The sequence below is a fragment of the Dechloromonas denitrificans genome, assembly GCF_020510685.1.
In the GTDB taxonomy this organism is placed as follows: domain Bacteria; phylum Pseudomonadota; class Gammaproteobacteria; order Burkholderiales; family Rhodocyclaceae; genus Azonexus; species Azonexus denitrificans_A.
Genome location: NZ_CP075185.1, coordinates 3183822 through 3201486, shown reverse-complemented (window position 1 = coordinate 3201486; position 17665 = coordinate 3183822). Strand labels below are relative to the sequence as shown.

The following is a 17665-nucleotide window of genomic DNA, read 5'->3' as shown; positions in this document are numbered from 1 at the left end:
CGGCGGTGTTTTAATCCAAAGTCGTCGGATCGGCCCGCAGCATCAGGCGGGCCAGTTCGGCGGCCGAGGAAATTCCGGCCTTTTCCATGATGTGCTGACGGTGGATGTGCACCGTCTTTTCACTGATGCCGAGTCGCGTGGCGATCAGCTTGTTCGGCTGGCCAAGCGCGATCAGGCGGGCGGCTTCCTTTTCCCGGGGCGACAGCGAGCCGAGCACGGCGAGGGCCGCTTCGCGCCGCTGCGTTTCGTCGAGCGCCTCGGCACTGCGCCGGATGGCTGCGGCGACGGTGTCGAGCAGCATCTGGTCCTTGAACGGCTTTTCGATGAAATCGCTGGCCCCCGATTTCATCGCCTGGACAGCCATCGAGACATCGGCATGGCCAGTCATGAACAGGATCGGCATGATGACTCCCCGCTCGCGCAGCACCTGCTGCAATTCGAGGCCGCTCATCGCCGGCATGCGGATGTCGAGCAGCAGGCAGGAAGGCCGGCTGGGCGGGGCGGCGACATCGAGGAATTCTTCGGCCGAGGCGTACAACTGGACGTTCCAGCCGACCGAATCGAGCAGGAAACGCAGCGAGCGACGGAGGCCGGCATCATCGTCGACGACGTGGACAAAGCACTCTTCAGGCTGATAGTTCATGGCAGGGGAGAGAGAAGGAAAAACGCATGCCCGGGCCGTCGCTGTTGGGCTCCGCCCAGAGCCGACCGCCGTGGGCTTCGATAATGGTTTTGCAGATCGGCAGGCCGAGACCGAGGCCATCCGGCTTGGTGGTGAAAAACGGTTCGAACAGATGCGCCAATTGTCCGCTGTCGAGGCCGGTCGCATGGTCGATGACGTGCACCTGCACCCAGTTGTCGACCGCTTCGACAATCACCTGGATACTCTGGCGCTCGGCCGGCAGGGCGCGGCCCGCATCGATCGCATTCTTAATCAGGTTGAGCAGTACCTGCTGGATTTGCGGGCCGTCTGCCAGCACGCCGCAACGGGCGGAAAGCCGGTTGTCGATGCGCACTTCCGGCGGGTGGGCCAGCATGCCGGTAATCAGATGCCGTGCCTCTTCGGCCAGGCCCGGCAGATCGACCGGGTCGCGTACTGCGGCGCGCTTCCTGGCGAAATGACGAATGCGCTGGACGATGCCGCCGGCTCGCTCGGCTTCGTTGGCGATTTCGGTACAGGCCTCGCTGATCGCCTCCGGGGTCAGGCGACCGCTTGCCTGGCGTCGCAGCACCGTGCGGGCGTAGGTGCCGATGGTGGTGAGCGGCTGATTCAGCTCATGGGCCAAATTGCCGGACAGTTCGCCCAGTACCGACAGGCGCGACAGATGCTCCATTTGCTCCTGGCTCTCGCGCATCCGCGACTCGGCCTGTTCCCTGGCGTTCAGCGAATCGCGCAACTGCGCGGTCCGCCGGCTGACCAGATGCTCGACGCGCACCGTATGGACAATCCAGGCGACCAGCACGACCAGTATGCCGAGCAGCCAGGGCCAGAAGCGGCGAGCCAGCCCTTCCGGGGTGATTTCGCGCAGGTAGGCGTAGGGGCCGATGCGCAATTCCCGATAGAGGTCGTGCACCGGCTGATAATCGGCCGGCACCGTCCAGTTCAGGCCATCGTTCGCTTCGATCATCGATAACAGGGCGTGCGCCACGTTCTTGGCCAGCTCGGGGTTGGTCTGCCGGGTAACGGCGATTGGCCAGTTCGGGTACAAGGGCGTCGACAGGGTGCAAGGAATTTCGCTGTCCTGGCGCGCCGACAGAACTCGGAACTCGTTCAGCCGAAGTTGGCCCTGGCGAGCCATCTGCTCGGGCAGGCAGGCGCGGACGATGCCGGCATCGACCTCGCCCCGTTGCACCGCCTCGATGACCCGCGCCATCGGCAAACCGACGAAGCGGATTTCCTTCAGATCGGATTCCGGATCGACGCCCCGCCGCAGCATTTCACGCGCCGCCAGCAGGTAACCACCGAAGGCCTCCGGGGCGACCGCCGCAACGCGTTTTCCGGCGAGATCGGCCAGCTCGTTCAGGTCGCTGCGTTCGGCGCGGGTAATGACCACCGAGCCCAGCGCCCGTGCTGCCGGCATGCCCGGTGAGGCCAGCGTGGCAATGCGACTGAGGCCGAATTCGGCTTCCATCGTGATGTAATGCCCGGGGTTGGTTAACACCAGATCAATCCGCTGTTCGGTAATGGCGGCGCGCAAGCTCTGGGCGTCGTAATTTTCGAGGCGGAAATGGTGTTCCGGCAGGGCCTTGTTGAGGTAGCGGACCAAGGGCGTCCAGTCGGAGGTCGCGGCGCGCTCTCCCTGGTAGGCAAAGACGCCGATCGCCACATCGCTCGCCGCGGCCTGCATCGCCCAAAAGCAAGACAGCGCGAGCAGGCCGGCCAAACGGCCTGGCATCAGGGGCTTTCGATGGGGGAGGTAATCCATGTGCAGAGTATACCGATGCGGCACCGGTCGATTGGCTCGCCGTCTGCTTCATTTGGCCCGGCGCCCAGCCGGGACGCGCGATTCGCTGGCCGGCGCGGGGCGCTACAGGGTTGCCGGTGTTTTCACCCAGGTCGACAGCACCCGGCCGAGTTGCTCGATGCTGATCGGTTTGGTCAGGAAATCGTCCATCCCGGCCGCCATGCATTGTTGACGATCCTCGGCAAAAGCCCCGGCGGTCAAGGCGACGATGGGCAGGGGCGGGCGCTGCTCGTCCCGCTCCCACTGGCGAATGCGCCGGGTCGCTTCGAGGCCGTCCATGACCGGCATCTGGATATCCATCAGGACCAGATCCGGATGTTTCCCGGCGGTAATCGCCGCCAGCGCCTGCTCGCCGTTTTCGACGATGTCGACCCGGGCACCGAGCTTGCCGAGCAGCATCGTCAGCACCATGCGATTGGTCTGATTGTCTTCGACCACCAGCACCCGGCCGGCCGAGCCTTTCGGTGCAGCGTCGTCGAGCGGCGGCAGGCGAGGCGCCTGGCGGCTTTCGCCGGTCGCCGATTGGAGCGGCGCCGGGATGCGGAACCAGAAACGCGCCTGCTGGCCAAGTTCGCTCGTTACCCCGAATTCGCCGCCCATCAGCTGGACCAGGTTGCTGACAATCGACAGCCCGAGGCCGGTGCCGCCGTACGGCCGGGTGCTGCTGCCGTCGAGCTGGGAAAATGGCTGGAACAGCAAGGCCTGCTTGTCGGGTGCAATGCCGATGCCGCTGTCGGTTACCGCGAACTCCAGTTCGCTCCGCCCGTCGGCCAGGACGACCGGCTGCGCCTCGATCCGCACGAACCCGCGGTCGGTGAATTTGACGGCATTGCTGACCAGGTTCGACAGCATCTGGCGCAGGCGTGTCTGATCGCCGTGATAGCGTGCCTCCGGCGCCCCGTGCCAAACGGCTTCGATGCGCAGGCCCTTGCTTGTCGCCAATTCGGAGAAAAGGCTCAGCGTTTCGTCGATCAGACGCTGCGGCGAAAAAACCCCGGGTACCAGCTCGAAGCGGCCGGCCTCGATCTTCGACAGGTCGAGAATGTCGTCGAGCAGGGTCAAGAGCGTTTTGCCGGAATTCAGGATGATCCGCGCTGCGTCCTGCCGCTCCTCTTCGCTCAGCCCCGGCATCAACAGGATTTGCGCCATGCCCAGCACACCGTTCATCGGCGTGCGGATTTCATGCGACATTGTCGCCAGGAAACTGCTTTTTGCCTGATTGGCGGCTTCGGCGGCCAGCTTGGCGGCCAGCAATTGCTCGGCCGCGGCACGGCTGGTGGTAATGTCCTCGACGATCGACCAGATGTATTGCCGGCCGTCCTTGCCGGTCATCAGCATGCCGTTGAGGCGCAGCGGGATGCGGTGCCCATCCTTGTGCAGGTACTCTTTTTCGTAGGGGCCGTAACGCCCGGTGCGGGCCAGCGTTTCGAGCTGCAGCTTTTCCAGTTCGGCATACTCGGGCGGGGTCAGTTGCCAGTAATCGATCTGCCGGAGTTCGTCGGCCGGATAGCCGGAAATCTGCCGGAAGGCTTCGTTGAAGTCGATGTAACGGCCGGCCATGTCGGTCAGCGCGATGCCGAGCGGCGACAGCTCATAAAGTCCGAGCAGCTTGTCCTCGCTCTCGCGCAATGCCTTTTTCGCCTGAACCGCCAGTTGCTCGCGCAGTTCGCGCTCATTGCGCAGGTGCGCGGCGATCTCGGCCTGCATCGCATTGAAGGCGCCGAGCAGTTGGTGCAGTTCGTAGCCGGCCCGCCCGGCGTCGGCTTCCAGCGCGATCACCGATCCCGGCTCGTTGGCGGCAATCCGTGCCGCCAGTTGCCCGAGCGGGGTGACGATTTCGCGGCGTATGGTCAGGTAGCTCAAACCGCCGAACAGGCCGACGAAGAGCAGGGCGCTGACGATCAGGCGGGTGATGCGATGGATCAGTTCATCGATCATCACATCGTTGCTGACGGCGATTTCCAGTACCCCGAGCGACTGCTCGCCACGCACCAGCGGCGCGCTGCGCGCCAGGTACTCGCCATGCACCGTCGGGGTCGCGTAACGATAGGTCTGGCCGGTCAGCGTCCGCAGTTCGGCGCGGACCACGCCGTCGGTCTTCAACGCCGATTGCAGAAGATTCTCCGACTGGCGCACATCGACCGCCCAGACCGCTTCGGTCAGCGCAATGCTCAGCGACTCCAGGGTTTGCGCCGACAGGGCGCGCAGCCGCTGGGTTTCCTGTTGCCAGGCAAAGTACGAGGTCAGGGCGATCGCCAGAAGCATGGTCAGTGCCGCGGCCGCCAGGATGTGACGGAGGATTCTGCGTTGTAGCGACGGGGCGGCGATCATTTGAGCAGGGGTAACAACGAGAAGTGATAGTCGCGGGACTTCGGCGCATGTACCAGGCTGAATTGCCGGAAGTCGACCTGGGGAATGCGCTGGTCGTCAAAGCGCTCGATGAACTGCTTGGCCTGACGGGCGTCGATGATGGCAAACAGCGGATCGCGCCGATCCCGGCCGCCGGCCTTCTCGAGGTCCTTGCCGGCGTGGACATCGTGAATCATCACCACGGCCCAGCCGCCGGCCGTGAAATGCCCGGCCGCAAGAACGCTGAGGCGGCCGCTCAGCCGGTCCTGCATCGCCTGCCGCGAATTGTTCAGGCCGGCGAACAGGATGTTCTTGCCGGGCAGCAGATTTTTCGCCTCGGCGGCCTGGATCGCGCCGAAGGCCATCAGATCGTTGGCTGCCCAGACCAGACGGGCTTCCGGGTAGCGCGTCAGCAGGATGTCGGTCTGCGCCTGGGCCCGTTGCTGGTTCCACTCGCCATAGACGATCTGGGTCAGCTGGATTTCCGGATGTTCGGCCAGCGCCCGGCGCAATCCGGCCTCGCGCTCCAGTGAGGCGGGCGTTGCCTTGTCGCCGGCAATGGCGATCAGTTGGCGGCTGCCGTCCGGCCGCGCCGGCAGGGCGCGCTGCGCCTCGTTAAAGAGTGCCTTGGCCATGCGATAGCCGGCATCCTCGTTGTTGGGCACCAGGCTGCCGACCAGATGGCTCAACGAAACCCCGGCGCTTTCCAGGGCCTGCTTCTGCTCGGCGCTGATCGAATTGAGCAGCAGGAACACTTTGATGCCCGAACCCGCGGTCATTTTCAGGATCTCGGGCGCCACCTGCTTTTCGTTGACGACGATCAGGTAATCCGGCTGCCGCGCCCGCTCGAGCACCGAACGGGCGTTGGCGACCATCTTGGTGGCATCGCGTTCGGCATACAGGATGTCGAGATCGACGTGGAGATCGCTGGCCGCCGACTGCATGAAACGGCTGACGCTGACCCAGAATTCCTCGGTCGACTTGCCCGGATTCAGGAAAACGATGCTTTCGGCCCATCCGGCAATCGGGATCAGCAGCAGACAGCAAAATAGCATTACGGAACGACGGATAGTTTCAGCCATTGACCAGCAGTTGAATTGCCCTGACATGTTCGATGCCGTGATTATCACGCATCGCATGCCGGCCGTCTTGTCCGGCGACGCACTTCTCCGGTCGCGCGCCGAGCTGAGCCAGCCGGGCAAGGCCGGGCATCCGGACGAAAAAAAGCGCCCCACAGGGCGCTTTGATGGCCGCACAGCCGACGGCTTATTTGGGAATCGCCCCGTCGACGCCTTCGACGTAGAAATTCATCTTCTTCAACTCGCCGTCGGCATAGCTCTTGCCCGCCGCGAGCAGCTCCTTGCCGGCCTGGTCCTTGAGCGGGCCGGTGAACGGGTGGAGCTTGCCGGACTTGATGTCGTCCCGCCGCTGTTCGGCCAGTTTCTTCACCTCTGCCGGCACGGCCGAGCCGAAGCTCTCGATATTGACCGCACCTTCCTTGACGCCCCACCACAGGTCGCCGCTCTTCCAGGTGCCGGCCTGCACTTCATCGACGGTCTTCTTGTAGATGACGCCCCAGTTGAGCACCGATGCCGCCAGGTGCGCCTTGCCGCCGAACTTGCTCATGTCGGAATCCCAGCCGAAGGCGAGCACGCCTTTTTCCTGGGCGGCCTGGACGACGGCCGGCGAATCGGTGTTCTGCATCAGCACGTCGCAACCCTGGGCGATCAGCGCCAGCGCGGCTTCGCGTTCCTTGCCCGGATCGAACCAGCTATTGACCCAGATGGCGCGGGTGGTGATCGCCGGATTGACGCTGCGCGCCCCGATCGTGAAAGCGTTGATGTTGCGGATCACTTCCGGGATGGGGATCGAAGCGACGACGCCCAGCTTGTTGCCCTTGCTCATCTTGCCGGCGACGACGCCGAGCATGTAGGCGCCTTCGTAGGTCCGGACGTCATAGACGCCGAGATTGGCCGCCGTCTTGTAGCCGGTGGCGTGCATGAAGACGGTGTTGGGGAAGGCCTTGGCGACCTTGGTCATCTGGTTCATGTAGCCGAAGGAGGTGCCGAAGACCACCTTGTTGCCTTTTTGCGCCAGATCGCGGAAAACCCGCTCGGCGTCGGCCGTTTCCGGCACATTCTCGACGAAGGTGGTTTTCACCTGGCCGGCCGACTGGCTTTCCAGCAGCTTGCGGCCTTCGTCATGCGAATAGGTCCAGCCGTGGTCGCCGGTTGGGCCGATATAGACGAAACCGGCCTTCAGCGGGTCGGCCGCCTGGGCGCCGGTCAGGCTGGCAACAGACAGCGCCGCGACGGCAGTCAGGGTCTTGAGGCGAGAGAGCAGCATGCGTGGTTCTCCTTGGAGGGGTGAGGGGGTTGGTTGCTGCACTGTAGCAATCGCCAACCGCCAGACCCATCCCGCCGGCGTTATGACCAGTATTCCTCAACGCTGCTATGGCCGGCCCCGGCCGGCCGCGATAATTGCCGACCTTAAAGGAGTCCGCCATGAGCCAAATCCTGTCCGCCACGGACCTGTTTTTTCTGCAGCGCAGCATCGAACTTTCCCGCCAGGTCCGCGCCGCCGGCAAGCATCCGTTTGCCGCGCTGGTCGTCGACGCCGCCGGCCGCATCGTCGCCGAAGCCGGCAACGACTCGCTGCCGCCGGACGGCGACCCGACCCGCCATGCCGAGCTGGTGGCCGCCGGGCTGGCCGCCCGCCGCCTGACGCCGGATGAACTGGCCGGGGCGACGCTGTATTCGAGCGCCGAACCCTGCGCCATGTGTGCCGGGGCGATCTATTGGTGCGGCATCGGCCGCGTCGTCTATGCGCTGTCCGAACATCGGCTGCTCTCGCTGACCGGCGACCACCCGGAAAACCCGACTTTTGCCTTGCCCTGTCGCGAGGTCTTCGCCCGTGGCCAGCGTCCGGTCGCCGTCACCGGCCCCTGTCTCGAAGACGCGGCGGCGGCGCCGCATGTTGGCTTCTGGGAACGGCCATAAGCCAGCGCAGATAATCCTTATCGCTGGCCGCTGATCAACCCCGCCGGGGAGCCGTGCTACTTTGAAACATCGCAATTCGACGCATTTTTGATCATGGCCGAACGTCCAATCCACTTCTATTTTCGCGGCGCAATCCAGCAGGTCGATGGCGCCTCGCCGACCCGCACCGTGCTCCAGCACCTGCGTGAAGACCGCCAACAGACCGGCACCAAGGAAGGCTGCGCCGAGGGCGATTGCGGCGCCTGCACCGTCGTCGTCGGCGAACTGGTCGGGGCCGACGGGCAGCAGGAATTGCGCCTGCGCGCCGTCAATTCCTGCATCCAGTTCCTGCCTTCGCTCGACGGCAAGGCCTTGTTCACCGTCGAAGATCTGGCGCCGGCCGCCGACCAGCTCCACCCGGTGCAGCAGGCGCTGGTCGACCGGCACGGTTCGCAATGCGGCTTCTGCACGCCGGGTTTCGCAATGTCGCTGTTCGCGCTCTACGAAAACCAGACTAGCTGCCCCGAACGCGAGGAAATCGACCATACGCTGTCGGGCAACCTGTGCCGGTGCACCGGCTACCGGCCGATTGTCGATGCGACGCGCGACGCCTACGCGCTGCCCCGGCAGAACCTCGCACGGCAGCCGGTGATCGCCGCGTTGCAGCAGATGGCCAAGCTGCCGCCGCTCGACTACCAGGCGGCTGGCCGACGCAGCCACAGCCCGCGCAGCCTGGCCGAACTGGCCGCCCTCCGTCTCGCCCGGCCGGCCGCCCGGCTGGTCGCCGGCGGCACCGACGTCGGCCTGTGGGTCACCAAGCAGGGGCGCGATCTCGGCGAAATCATCCAGCTCGGCGCGGTGGCCGAACTGAAAACCATCAGCGTCGGCGCCAGCCGTCTGGAAATCGGCGCCGGCGTCACGCTGACCGATGCCTTCGCCGCGCTCACCGCCTTCGAGCCGCAATGGGCCGAACTGGCCCGGCGCTTCGCCTCGACCCCGGTCAAGAACGCCGGGACGCTCGGCGGCAATGTCGCCAACGGCTCGCCGATCGGCGATTCGATGCCGGCGCTGATCGCGCTCGGTACCCGCATCGTGCTGCAACAGGGCGAGAGCCGGCGCGAGATGCCGCTTGAAGACTTCTATCTCGCCTACCAGCAGACCGCGCTGCGGGCCGGCGAGTTCGTCCGCGGGCTGGTGCTCGATGCCCCGTTCGCGCCGCTGCGCCGCATCTTTCGCAGCTACAAGGTGGCCAAACGGCTCGATCAGGATATATCCGCCGTCTGTGCCGGCCTTGCCGTGCATGTCGACGCGCAAGGGCTGATTCGCCGCGCCCGTCTTGCCTTCGGCGGCATGGCGGCGACCCCGAAACGGGCGCTCAGCTGCGAAATGGCGCTGCTCGGCCGGCCGTGGACGCTGGCCAGCGTGCGCCATGCCATGGCGGCGCTCGGCGAAGATTACGCCCCGCTGGCCGACGTTCGCGCCGGCAGCGCCTATCGGCTGAGCGTGGCGAAAAACCTGCTCCACCGTTTCTGGCTGGAAACCCGGCCCGACCAGGGCGAGGCGCCGCCGCCCGTGCGTCTGGCGCAGCTCGCCCCGATCCGGCCGGCGGTGCAGGCATGAGCGCCGCAGTCGCCGGGGCATCGCTGATCGGCCGCCCGGTGCCGCACGAGAGCGCCCATCTCCACGTCAGCGGCAAGGCCGCCTACATCGACGACCTGCCGGAACTGGCCGGCACGCTGCACGCGGCGGCCGGCTTGTCGACCTGCGCGCGCGGCCGCATCAAGCAGCTCGACCTCGCCGCCGTGCGCGCCTATCCCGGCGTGCGCTGCGTCATCACCGCCGCCGACATTCCCGGCGAGAACAATTGCGGGCCGATCCTGCACGACGATCCGATCATCGCCGGCGACGAGATCCAGTTCTACGGCCAGGTCATCTTCGCCGTCGCCGCCGAAACGCGCGACGCGGCCCGTCAGGCCGTGCGTCTGGCGAAAGTGGAATATGAAGCCACGACGCCCGTCCTCGACATCGACGCAGCGATTGCCGCCGAGTCCTGGGTGCTGCCGCCCTTCGCGATGCAGCGCGGGCCGGTGGATGCCGCCTTCGCCGAAGCGCCGCATCACCTGAGCGGCACGACAAGCGTCGGCGGACAGGAACATTTCTACCTCGAAGGCCAGATTTCCTACGTCCAGCCCAGGGAAGACCGGACGTTGCACCTGATCTGCTCGACGCAGCACCCGACCGAGATGCAGCAGCTCGTCTCGCGCGCATTGGGCTGGCGTTCGCACCAGATCAGCGTCGAGATCCGGCGCATGGGTGGCGGTTTCGGCGGCAAGGAATCGCAGTCGGCGCAATGGGCCTGCCTGGCGGCGATCCTGGCGGTCAACACCGGAAAACCGGTCAAAATGCGTCTCGACCGCGACGACGACATGATCGCCACCGGCAAGCGCCACGGCTTCCAGTACGCCTGGGAATCCGCCTTCGACGAGGCCGGCCGCCTGCTCGGCCTGAAGCTGGAGATGGCCTCGAACTGCGGCTATTCGGCCGACCTGTCCGGGCCGGTCAATGACCGCACGATCTGCCATATCGACAACGCCTACTATCTCGACGCGGTGACGCTGAAAAGCCTGCGCTGCAAGACCAATACCGTGTCGAACACCGCTTTCCGCGGCTTCGGCGGGCCGCAGGGCATGTTCGTCATCGAGACCGTGCTCGACGACATCGCGCGCCATCTCGGGCGCGATCCGCTCGAAGTCCGGCAGATCAACTTCTACGACACCGTTCCCGGCGCGCGCAGCACGACGCCCTACGGCATGAGCGTCGAAGACAACGTCGCCCCGGCGCTGGTCGCCGAACTCGCCGCCAGTTGCGACTACGCTGCCCGCCGCGCCGCGCTTGCCGAATTCAACGCCAGCAGCCCGGTCATCAAGCGCGGCCTGGCGCTGACCCCGCTCAAGTTCGGCATTTCCTTCAACGCCACGCACTACAACCAGGCCGGCGCGCTGGTCCATGTCTATACCGACGGCACCGTGCTCGTTTCGCACGGCGGCACCGAGATGGGCCAGGGCCTTTACACCAAGATCAAGCAGATCGTCGCCCAGGAATTCGGCCTGCCGCTCGAAGACGTGCGCCTCTCCTCGACCGACACCAGCCGCGTCGCCAACACCTCGGCAACCGCTGCCTCGAGCGGCGCCGACCTCAACGGCAAGGCTTCGCAAAACGCCTGCCTGAACATCAAGGCGCGGCTTGCCGCCTTCGTCGTCGATCTGTGCAACGGCAAGGTGGCGGCGACCGACGTGCAATTCGTCGATGGTCGCGTCAAGGCCGGTGAGGCCTACGACGCCAGCTTCCCCGAACTGGTGATGGCCGCCTACCGGGCGCGCATCCAGTTGTGGGATGCCGGTTTCTACAAGACGCCGAAAATCCATTTCGACCCGGTTACCAAGCTCGGCCGGCCCTTCTTCTACTTCGCTTACGGCGCCTCGTGCAGCGAAGTCGCCATCGACACGCTGACCGGCGAAAGCCGCGTGCTGCGCGTCGATCTGCTGCACGACGTCGGCCGCTCGATCAATCCGGCGCTCGATATCGGCCAGATCGAAGGCGGCTTCATCCAGGGCATGGGCTGGCTGACCAGCGAAGAGTTGTGGTGGAAAACCGAGGGCGCCCAGGCCGGCCGGCTGATGAGCCATGCGCCCTCGACCTACAAGATCCCGACTGCCAGCGATTTGCCGGAAGTCTTCAACGTCCGCCTCTTTGACAACGCCAATGTCGAAGACAGCATCCACCGCTCGAAGGCGGTCGGCGAGCCGCCCTTCATGCTCGCGCTGTCGGTCTTCCAGGCGCTGCGCGACGCGGTCGGCGCGACGCTGCCGGCCGGCAGCCAGGTCAAGCTGAGTGCGCCGGCGACGCCGGAAGCCATCCTGCGCGCCATCACCAACGGCCAGCGCCGGGAAACCGGGTGGCAGTGATGGACGAGAACCGGCCCGACGACTGGTTGCACGCGCTGCCGCAGCACCTGGCCAGTGGCCGGGATTGCGTGCTGGTCAGCGTCGCCCGGACCCAGGGTTCGGCGCCGCGTGAGGCGGGGGCCGGTATGGTGGTCGGCGAGCAGCGAAGCAGCGACACGATAGGCGGCGGCCATCTTGAGTGGCAGGCGATCCATCATGCCCGGCGCTTGCTCGCCGCCGGCAGTCGGCAGCCCGAACTGCTTCGCTTCAACCTCGGCGCCCGGCTCGGCCAGTGCTGCGGCGGAGTGGTCTGGCTGCTCTTCGAAACCATCCCGGCGGCCAGTCTGGGACTGTGGCAAATGCGGCGGCTGGCGGTCGACGGCGGCCAGCGGCTGGAGCGCCAACTCGACCGCTTCGGGGCGGCCTCGGCCTGGCAACTGACCGACAGTCCGGGCGCCGGCACCCAACTGATCGGCGACCCGAGCTACTGGCTGTTCCGGCAGGAAATCGCCGACCAGCGCTTTCCGGTGTTCCTGTTCGGCGCCGGCCACGTGGCGCGCGCGCTGGTTCGCCAATTGCAGCCGCTGGGCGCCCGCCTGACGTGGATCGACAGCCGGGAGGAGGGCTTTGCCGGGGCCGAGGGGGCGGGCTGCCGCCAAGTGCTGACCGACATCCCGGAAAGCGAAGTGAAGAGGGCGCCGGCCGGCAGTTATTTCCTGGTGATGACGCACAATCACAGCCTCGATTTTTCGTTGTGCGAGGAAATTTTCAAGCGCCAGGATTTCGCCTATTTCGGCCTGATCGGCTCGCATAGCAAGCGCGCTTCCTTCGAACACCGCTTGCGCGACCGCGGCTTGGCGCCCGAACGGCTGGCCGAACTGACCTGCCCGATCGGCATCCCCGGCATCGTCAGCAAGGAACCGGCGGCCATTGCGCTGGCCGTTGCCGCCCAGCTTTATCAGATCGAGAACAGTCGCCAACTGATCAGGCAGGCCGGCCAGCGCCGCCTGCCCGATACCCACAGCCTGCCGGAGGAACCATGAGCGCCAGCGCCCGCCTGGAACTGCTGCATATCACCAAACGCTATCCCGCCGTTGTGGCCAATGACGACATCAGCCTGTCGGTCGAGCCGGGTGAAATCCACGCCATCCTCGGCGAGAACGGCGCCGGCAAGAGCACACTGATGAAGATCATCTATGGCGCGGTCAAGGCCGACGACGGCGAGATGATGTGGAACGGCCGCCAGGTCGCCATCGCCAACCCGGCGCAGGCCCGCCAACTGGGCATCGGCATGGTCTTCCAGCATTTCTCGCTGTTCGAGACCTTGAGCGTGGTCGAGAACATTGCTCTGGTGCTCGACGAGCCTTTCGACCTGCCGGCGCTGGCGGTTCGCGTCAAGGAAGTGTCGGAACGCTACGGCCTGCCGCTCGACCCGCAGCGCATGGTGCATAGCCTGTCGGTCGGCGAACGGCAGCGCGTCGAAATTGTCCGCTGTCTGCTGCAGGACCCGCAACTGCTGATCCTCGACGAACCGACCTCAGTGCTGACCCCGCAAGCCGTGCAGAAACTGTTCGAGACGCTGCGTCGGCTGGCCTCGGAAGGCGTCTCCATTCTCTACATCAGCCACAAGCTGCACGAAATCAAGTCTCTGTGCGACCGTGCGACGATCATGCGCGGCGGCAAGGTGACCGGCACCGCCATTCCGCGCGACGAGACGCCGGCCAGTCTGGCCCGCCTGATGATCGGGCGCGAACTGCCGGTCTGCGCGGCGCCGCTCTACACCGGCGAACCAAAGCCGGTCCTCGAAGTCGACCGCCTCAGCCTGGTATCCGACGATCCGTTCGGCACTTCACTGGAAAACATCTCGCTGACCGTCCATGCCGGCGAAATCCTCGGCATCGCCGGCATTTCCGGTAACGGCCAGGCCGAGCTGCTGGCCGCGCTGTCCGGCGAAACGACCGTTGATCGCGAAGCCATCTGGCTCGCCGGCGAGGCCATCGGCCATCTCGATGCCGGCCGGCGACGGGCCCAGGGCCTGGTTTTCGTGCCGGAAGAACGGCTCGGCCGGGGCGCCGTACCTGCCCAGTCGCTGGCCCGCAACGCGCTGCTGACGGCGCACCGCCAGGGCATGAAGCAGTGGGGCCTGGTCAGTTACCGGAAAGCGAAGGAATTCGCCGAGCAGTGCATCGCCCGCTTCGATGTGCGCTGCGGCGGGCCAGGGTCGGCGGCCCGGTCGCTGTCCGGCGGCAATTTGCAGAAATTCATCGTCGGCCGCGAAATCATGCTCGCCCCGAAGGTGATGATCGTCGCCCAGCCGACCTGGGGCGTCGATGTCGGCGCCGCCGCCTTCCTGCGCCAGACGCTGCTCGACCTGTCGCGCACCGGCGTCGCCATTCTGGTCGTTTCGGAAGAACTCGAAGAATTGTTCGAGATCAGCGACCGCATTGCCGTGCTGGCCGCCGGCAAGCTTTCCGCCGCCCAGCCCAAGGCGGCGACCAATGCCGAATCGGTCGGTCTGCAGATGTCCGGCCTGTTTGCCGTAACCGCCCAGCCCACGGAGTCCGGCCATGCACCTGCTTGAACCCCGCGCCCAGCCGTCGCAGTTGCTGCGCTGGACGGCGCCGCTGATCGCCATCGTCGCCACGCTGCTCGCCGGCTCGGTGCTGTTCTGGGCGCTCGGCAAGCCGCCGCTCGCTTCCTTCGAAGTCTTCTTCATTCAGCCGCTGGCCAGCAGCTACGGCTGGAGCGAACTGCTGATCAAGGCCTGCCCGCTGATCCTGATCGCCCAGGGCCTGGCCATTGGCTTCAAGGCGCGCATCTACAACATCGGCGCTGAGGGCCAGCTGATCGTTGGCGCGCTGTTCGGCGGCGGCGTCGCCATTTATATGGAGGGCAGCGCTTCGGCCTGGGTGATCCCGGCCATGGTCGTCGCCGGCGCCCTCGGCGGCGCCTTGTGGGGGGCGTTGCCGGCGCTGCTCAAGACCCGCTTCAATGCCGAGGAAACGCTGACCACATTGATGCTGGCCTACGTCGCCAACTTCATCCTCTCCTACATGGTCAACGGCCCGTGGCGCGATCCGGAGGGCATGAACTTCCCGCAGTCGATCATGTTCGCCGACAACGCGCTGTTCGGCATTCTCCTCGACGGCTCGCGGGTCAATACCTCGATCTTCATCACGCTGTTCGCGGTGCTCGCCTTCTGGCTGTTCAACGCCAGGAGCTTCCTTGCCTACCAGCTGGAGGTCGGCGGCTTGGCGCCCGCCGCGGCGCGCTATGCCGGTTTCTCGGCCAAGGGCACGGTGTGGTTCAGCCTGGTCATTTCCGGCCTGACCGCCGGCCTGGCCGGGGTCGGCGAAGTGGCCGGACCGGTCGGCCAGTTGAACCTCAATATCTCGCCGGGCTACGGTTTTGCGGCGATCATCGTCGCCTACCTCGGCCGTCTGCACCCGCTCGGCATCGTCCTCGCCGGCAGTCTGATGGCGCTGATCTACCTCGGCGGCGAAGCGGCCCAGGTCAGCCTGCAGATGCCGGCCGCGATTACCGGCATTTTCCAGGGCATGCTGCTGTTTTTCCTGCTCGGCGCCGATGCCTTCATCGATAACCGCCTGCGTCGCCCGCAACTGTCCGCTGCCCGAGGATAACGCCATGCTCGAACACCTGCTCCCGGTCTTTGCCGGCACGCTGGCCGCCGCCACCCCGCTGATCTTCGCCGGCCTCGGCGAACTGGTCAGCGAACGCAGCGGCGTCATCAACCTCGGCGTCGAAGGCATGATGCTGATCGGCGCCATCGCCGGTTTTGCGGTCGCTGCCGAAACCGGTTACGGCGCGGTCACCGGCCTGCCGGCCGGGGCCCTGGCCGGCGCGGCGGCGGCGATGATCTTCGCCTTCTTCGCGTTGTCGCTGGCCGCCAACCAGGCCGCCTGCGGCCTGGCCCTGACCATCTTCGGTATCGGCCTTTCCGCCTTCATCGGCCAGCACTACGTCAGCTACAGCCTGCCCGGCCTGCAGCCGATCGCCATTCCGCTGCTCTCGGAAATCCCGCTGCTCGGCCCGATCTTCTTCAAGCAGGACTGGGTGGTCTATCTCTCCTTCATCGCCTTTGCCGGCGTTGCCTGGACCCTGGCCAAAACCCGCCTCGGCCTGCTGCTCAAGGCGGTCGGCGAATCGCCGGAAGCGGCGCATGCGATCGGCTACCCGGTGCTCGGCATCCGCTACGGCGCGGTGGCTTTCGGTGGCGCCATGGCCGGCATTGCCGGCGCCTACCTGTCCACCGTCTATACCCCGCTGTGGGTCCAGAACATGAGCGCCGGGCGCGGCTGGATCGCCGTCGCGCTGGTCGTCTTCGCCACCTGGAAACCGAGCCGGCTGCTGCTCGGCGCCTACCTGTTCGGCGCCGTTACCATCCTGCAGTTCCACGCCCAGGGGCTCGGCATTTCGGTGCCTGTGCAGTTTCTCGCCGCGCTGCCTTACCTCGCCACCATCGTCGTGCTGGTCGTCATTTCGCGCGACCGTCGACTGCTCCAACTCAACCTGCCGGCTTCGCTCGGCAAGCCTTTCCTGCCATGACCACACTGCTACTGAAAGACGCCGACGTTCTCGTCACCATGGACGCCGCCCGCCGCGAAATCCCCGGCGGCGGCGTCTTCATCCGCGACGGCGTGATCGAGGCGGTCGGCAGCCGTGCCGAACTGCCGGCCAGCGCCGACCGGGTGATCTCGCTGGCCGGCACGGTCGCCTTGCCCGGCCTGGTGAACACGCACCACCACATGTACCAGAGCCTGACGCGGGTCATTCCCGGTGCCCAGGACGCCGAACTGTTTGGCTGGCTGCGCCGCCTGTACCCGATCTGGGCCGGGCTGACGCCGGAAATGATCAGGATTTCCACGTTGACCGCGATGGCCGAGCTGATCCTCTCCGGCTGCACGACTTCCAGCGACCATCTTTACCTCTACCCGAACGGCAGCCGTCTCGACGACTCGATCGAGGCCGCCGCGACCATCGGCATGCGCTTCCACGCGGCGCGCGGCAGCATGAGCGTCGGCGAAAGCCAGGGCGGCCTGCCGCCGGACCGGCTGGTCGAAAGCGAAGCGAGCATCCTGAAAGACACGCAGCGCCTGATCGAGACCTGGCACGACCCGGCCCGCCATGCCATGCAGCGTATCGTCGTCGCGCCGTGTTCGCCGTTCTCGGTCAGTCGCGATCTGATGCGCGAGTCGGCCGCCCTGGCGCGCAGCCATGGCGTCTCGTTGCACACCCACCTGGCCGAGAACGACAACGACGTCGCCTACAGCCGCGAGAAGTTCGGCATGACGCCGGCCGAATACGCCGAATCGCTCGGCTGGGTCGGCCACGACGTCTGGCACGCCCACTGCGTCAAGCTCGACGCGCCGGGCATCGGCTTGTTCGCCCGTACTGGCACCGGCATCGCCCATTGCCCCTGCTCGAACATGCGCCTGGCCTCCGGCATCGCGGCGATCCCGGCGATGCGCGCCGCCGGCGTCCATGTCGGCCTCGGCGTCGACGGCTGCGCCTCGAACGACGCCGCCCACCTGCTCGGCGAAGCCCGGCAGGCGATGTTGCTGGCCCGCGTCAGCCACGGCCCGGCGGCGATGAACGCCCGTCAGGCGCTGGAACTGGCCACATTGGGCGGCGCCAGAGTCCTCGGCCGCGACGACATCGGCGCACTGGCCCCGGGCATGAGCGCCGACCTGGTCGCCTTTTCGACCGGCGGTCTCGATCTGGCCGGCGCCGCCGTGCATGACCCGGTCGCCGCGCTGGTCTTTTGCACGCCGCAGGCGGTGCGCCATTCGATCATCAACGGCAAAGCGGTGGTCGCCGACGGCCAACTGCTGCCGCTCGACCTCCCGGTGCTGGTCGCCACCCACAACCGCCTGGCCCGGCAACTGGTCAACGGCAACCGCTGAGCAGC

The 17665-nt window shown here is 66.2% G+C and carries 13 protein-coding genes; 8 read left to right on the top strand and 5 right to left on the bottom strand.

The genetic code is table 11. The features are described from left to right. Positions 1-10: 10 nt before the first annotated feature. The 5 genes from KI611_RS15375 to KI611_RS15355 all read right to left on the bottom strand — a co-directional run bounded on the left by KI611_RS15375 (position 11) and on the right by KI611_RS15355 (position 7160). The gene (locus KI611_RS15375; RefSeq protein ID WP_226416525.1) at positions 11-643 is read right to left on the bottom strand and encodes a response regulator transcription factor; all 633 of its coding nucleotides are present in this window, start codon (positions 641-643) and stop codon (positions 11-13) included. Beyond that, positions 627-2396, bottom strand: a complete 1770-nt coding sequence (locus tag KI611_RS15370) for a sensor histidine kinase (RefSeq protein ID WP_226416524.1) — start codon at positions 2394-2396, stop codon at positions 627-629. Before KI611_RS15370 ends, KI611_RS15375 begins: the two co-directional genes overlap by 17 nt. A gap of 132 nt (positions 2397-2528) precedes the next feature. Further along, positions 2529-4796 carry an ATP-binding protein gene (locus KI611_RS15365; protein ID WP_226416523.1) on the bottom strand — a complete coding sequence of 756 codons (2268 nt, stop codon included), beginning with the start codon at positions 4794-4796 and terminating at the stop codon, positions 2529-2531. After that, entirely contained in the window at positions 4793-5896 is a 1104-nt protein-coding gene (locus tag KI611_RS15360) for an ABC transporter substrate-binding protein (protein WP_226416522.1), read from the bottom strand. Before KI611_RS15360 ends, KI611_RS15365 begins: the two co-directional genes overlap by 4 nt. 184 nt (positions 5897-6080) lie before the next feature. After that, on the bottom strand, positions 6081-7160 hold the full coding sequence (locus tag KI611_RS15355) for a BMP family ABC transporter substrate-binding protein (protein WP_319002301.1): 1080 nt from the start codon (positions 7158-7160) through the stop codon (positions 6081-6083). 158 nt (positions 7161-7318) lie between these two features. Between KI611_RS15355 and KI611_RS15350 the strand changes: the two genes are divergently transcribed. The 8 genes from KI611_RS15350 (at position 7319) to KI611_RS15315 (ending at position 17660) form a co-directional block, all read left to right on the top strand. Next, on the top strand, positions 7319-7813 hold the full coding sequence (locus tag KI611_RS15350) for a nucleoside deaminase (RefSeq protein ID WP_226416521.1): 495 nt from the start codon (positions 7319-7321) through the stop codon (positions 7811-7813). Between the two features lie 93 nt (positions 7814-7906). Beyond that, positions 7907-9412, top strand: coding sequence for a xanthine dehydrogenase small subunit (xdhA, locus tag KI611_RS15345; RefSeq protein WP_226416520.1), 1506 nt, complete (start codon positions 7907-7909; stop codon positions 9410-9412). After that, complete coding sequence (xdhB, locus tag KI611_RS15340; protein WP_226416519.1) at positions 9409-11757, top strand: xanthine dehydrogenase molybdopterin binding subunit; 2349 nt, start codon at positions 9409-9411, stop codon at positions 11755-11757. The genes xdhA and xdhB overlap by 4 nt, the downstream gene beginning before the upstream one ends. Then, complete coding sequence (xdhC, locus tag KI611_RS15335; RefSeq protein ID WP_226416518.1) at positions 11757-12779, top strand: xanthine dehydrogenase accessory protein XdhC; 1023 nt, start codon at positions 11757-11759, stop codon at positions 12777-12779. The genes xdhB and xdhC overlap by 1 nt, the downstream gene beginning before the upstream one ends. Next, positions 12776-14317, top strand: coding sequence for an ABC transporter ATP-binding protein (locus KI611_RS15330; protein WP_226416517.1), 1542 nt, complete (start codon positions 12776-12778; stop codon positions 14315-14317). The genes xdhC and KI611_RS15330 overlap by 4 nt, the downstream gene beginning before the upstream one ends. Continuing rightward, complete coding sequence (locus KI611_RS15325) at positions 14304-15377, top strand: ABC transporter permease (protein ID WP_226416516.1); 1074 nt, start codon at positions 14304-14306, stop codon at positions 15375-15377. Before KI611_RS15330 ends, KI611_RS15325 begins: the two co-directional genes overlap by 14 nt. Beyond that, complete coding sequence (locus tag KI611_RS15320) at positions 15322-16302, top strand: ABC transporter permease (protein WP_264180068.1); 981 nt, start codon at positions 15322-15324, stop codon at positions 16300-16302. The genes KI611_RS15325 and KI611_RS15320 overlap by 56 nt, the downstream gene beginning before the upstream one ends. Further along, a complete protein-coding gene (locus tag KI611_RS15315; protein ID WP_226416515.1) occupies positions 16299-17660 on the top strand; it encodes an 8-oxoguanine deaminase in 1362 nt (453 codons plus the stop codon). Before KI611_RS15320 ends, KI611_RS15315 begins: the two co-directional genes overlap by 4 nt. The last annotated feature ends 5 nt before the right edge of the window (positions 17661-17665 follow it).

Excerpts from the sequence above, each read along its gene's own strand:
- KI611_RS15315 (WP_226416515.1), top strand. The coding sequence starts at position 16,299 with ATGACCACACTGCTACTGAAAGACGCCGACGTTCTCGTCACCATGGAC.
- KI611_RS15320 (WP_264180068.1), top strand. The coding sequence starts at position 15,322 with ATGCCTTCATCGATAACCGCCTGCGTCGCCCGCAACTGTCCGCTGCCC.
- xdhB (WP_226416519.1), top strand. The coding sequence starts at position 9,409 with ATGAGCGCCGCAGTCGCCGGGGCATCGCTGATCGGCCGCCCGGTGCCG.
- KI611_RS15370 (WP_226416524.1), bottom strand. The coding sequence starts at position 2,396 with ATGCCAGGCCGTTTGGCCGGCCTGCTCGCGCTGTCTTGCTTTTGGGCG.
- KI611_RS15360 (WP_226416522.1), bottom strand. The coding sequence starts at position 5,896 with ATGGCTGAAACTATCCGTCGTTCCGTAATGCTATTTTGCTGTCTGCTG.
- KI611_RS15365 (WP_226416523.1), bottom strand. The coding sequence starts at position 4,796 with ATGATCGCCGCCCCGTCGCTACAACGCAGAATCCTCCGTCACATCCTG.
- KI611_RS15375 (WP_226416525.1), bottom strand. The coding sequence starts at position 643 with ATGAACTATCAGCCTGAAGAGTGCTTTGTCCACGTCGTCGACGATGAT.
- xdhA (WP_226416520.1), top strand. The coding sequence starts at position 7,907 with ATGGCCGAACGTCCAATCCACTTCTATTTTCGCGGCGCAATCCAGCAG.
- KI611_RS15350 (WP_226416521.1), top strand. The coding sequence starts at position 7,319 with ATGAGCCAAATCCTGTCCGCCACGGACCTGTTTTTTCTGCAGCGCAGC.
- KI611_RS15355 (WP_319002301.1), bottom strand. The coding sequence starts at position 7,160 with ATGCTGCTCTCTCGCCTCAAGACCCTGACTGCCGTCGCGGCGCTGTCT.
- KI611_RS15330 (WP_226416517.1), top strand. The coding sequence starts at position 12,776 with ATGAGCGCCAGCGCCCGCCTGGAACTGCTGCATATCACCAAACGCTAT.
- xdhC (WP_226416518.1), top strand. The coding sequence starts at position 11,757 with ATGGACGAGAACCGGCCCGACGACTGGTTGCACGCGCTGCCGCAGCAC.
- KI611_RS15325 (WP_226416516.1), top strand. The coding sequence starts at position 14,304 with ATGCACCTGCTTGAACCCCGCGCCCAGCCGTCGCAGTTGCTGCGCTGG.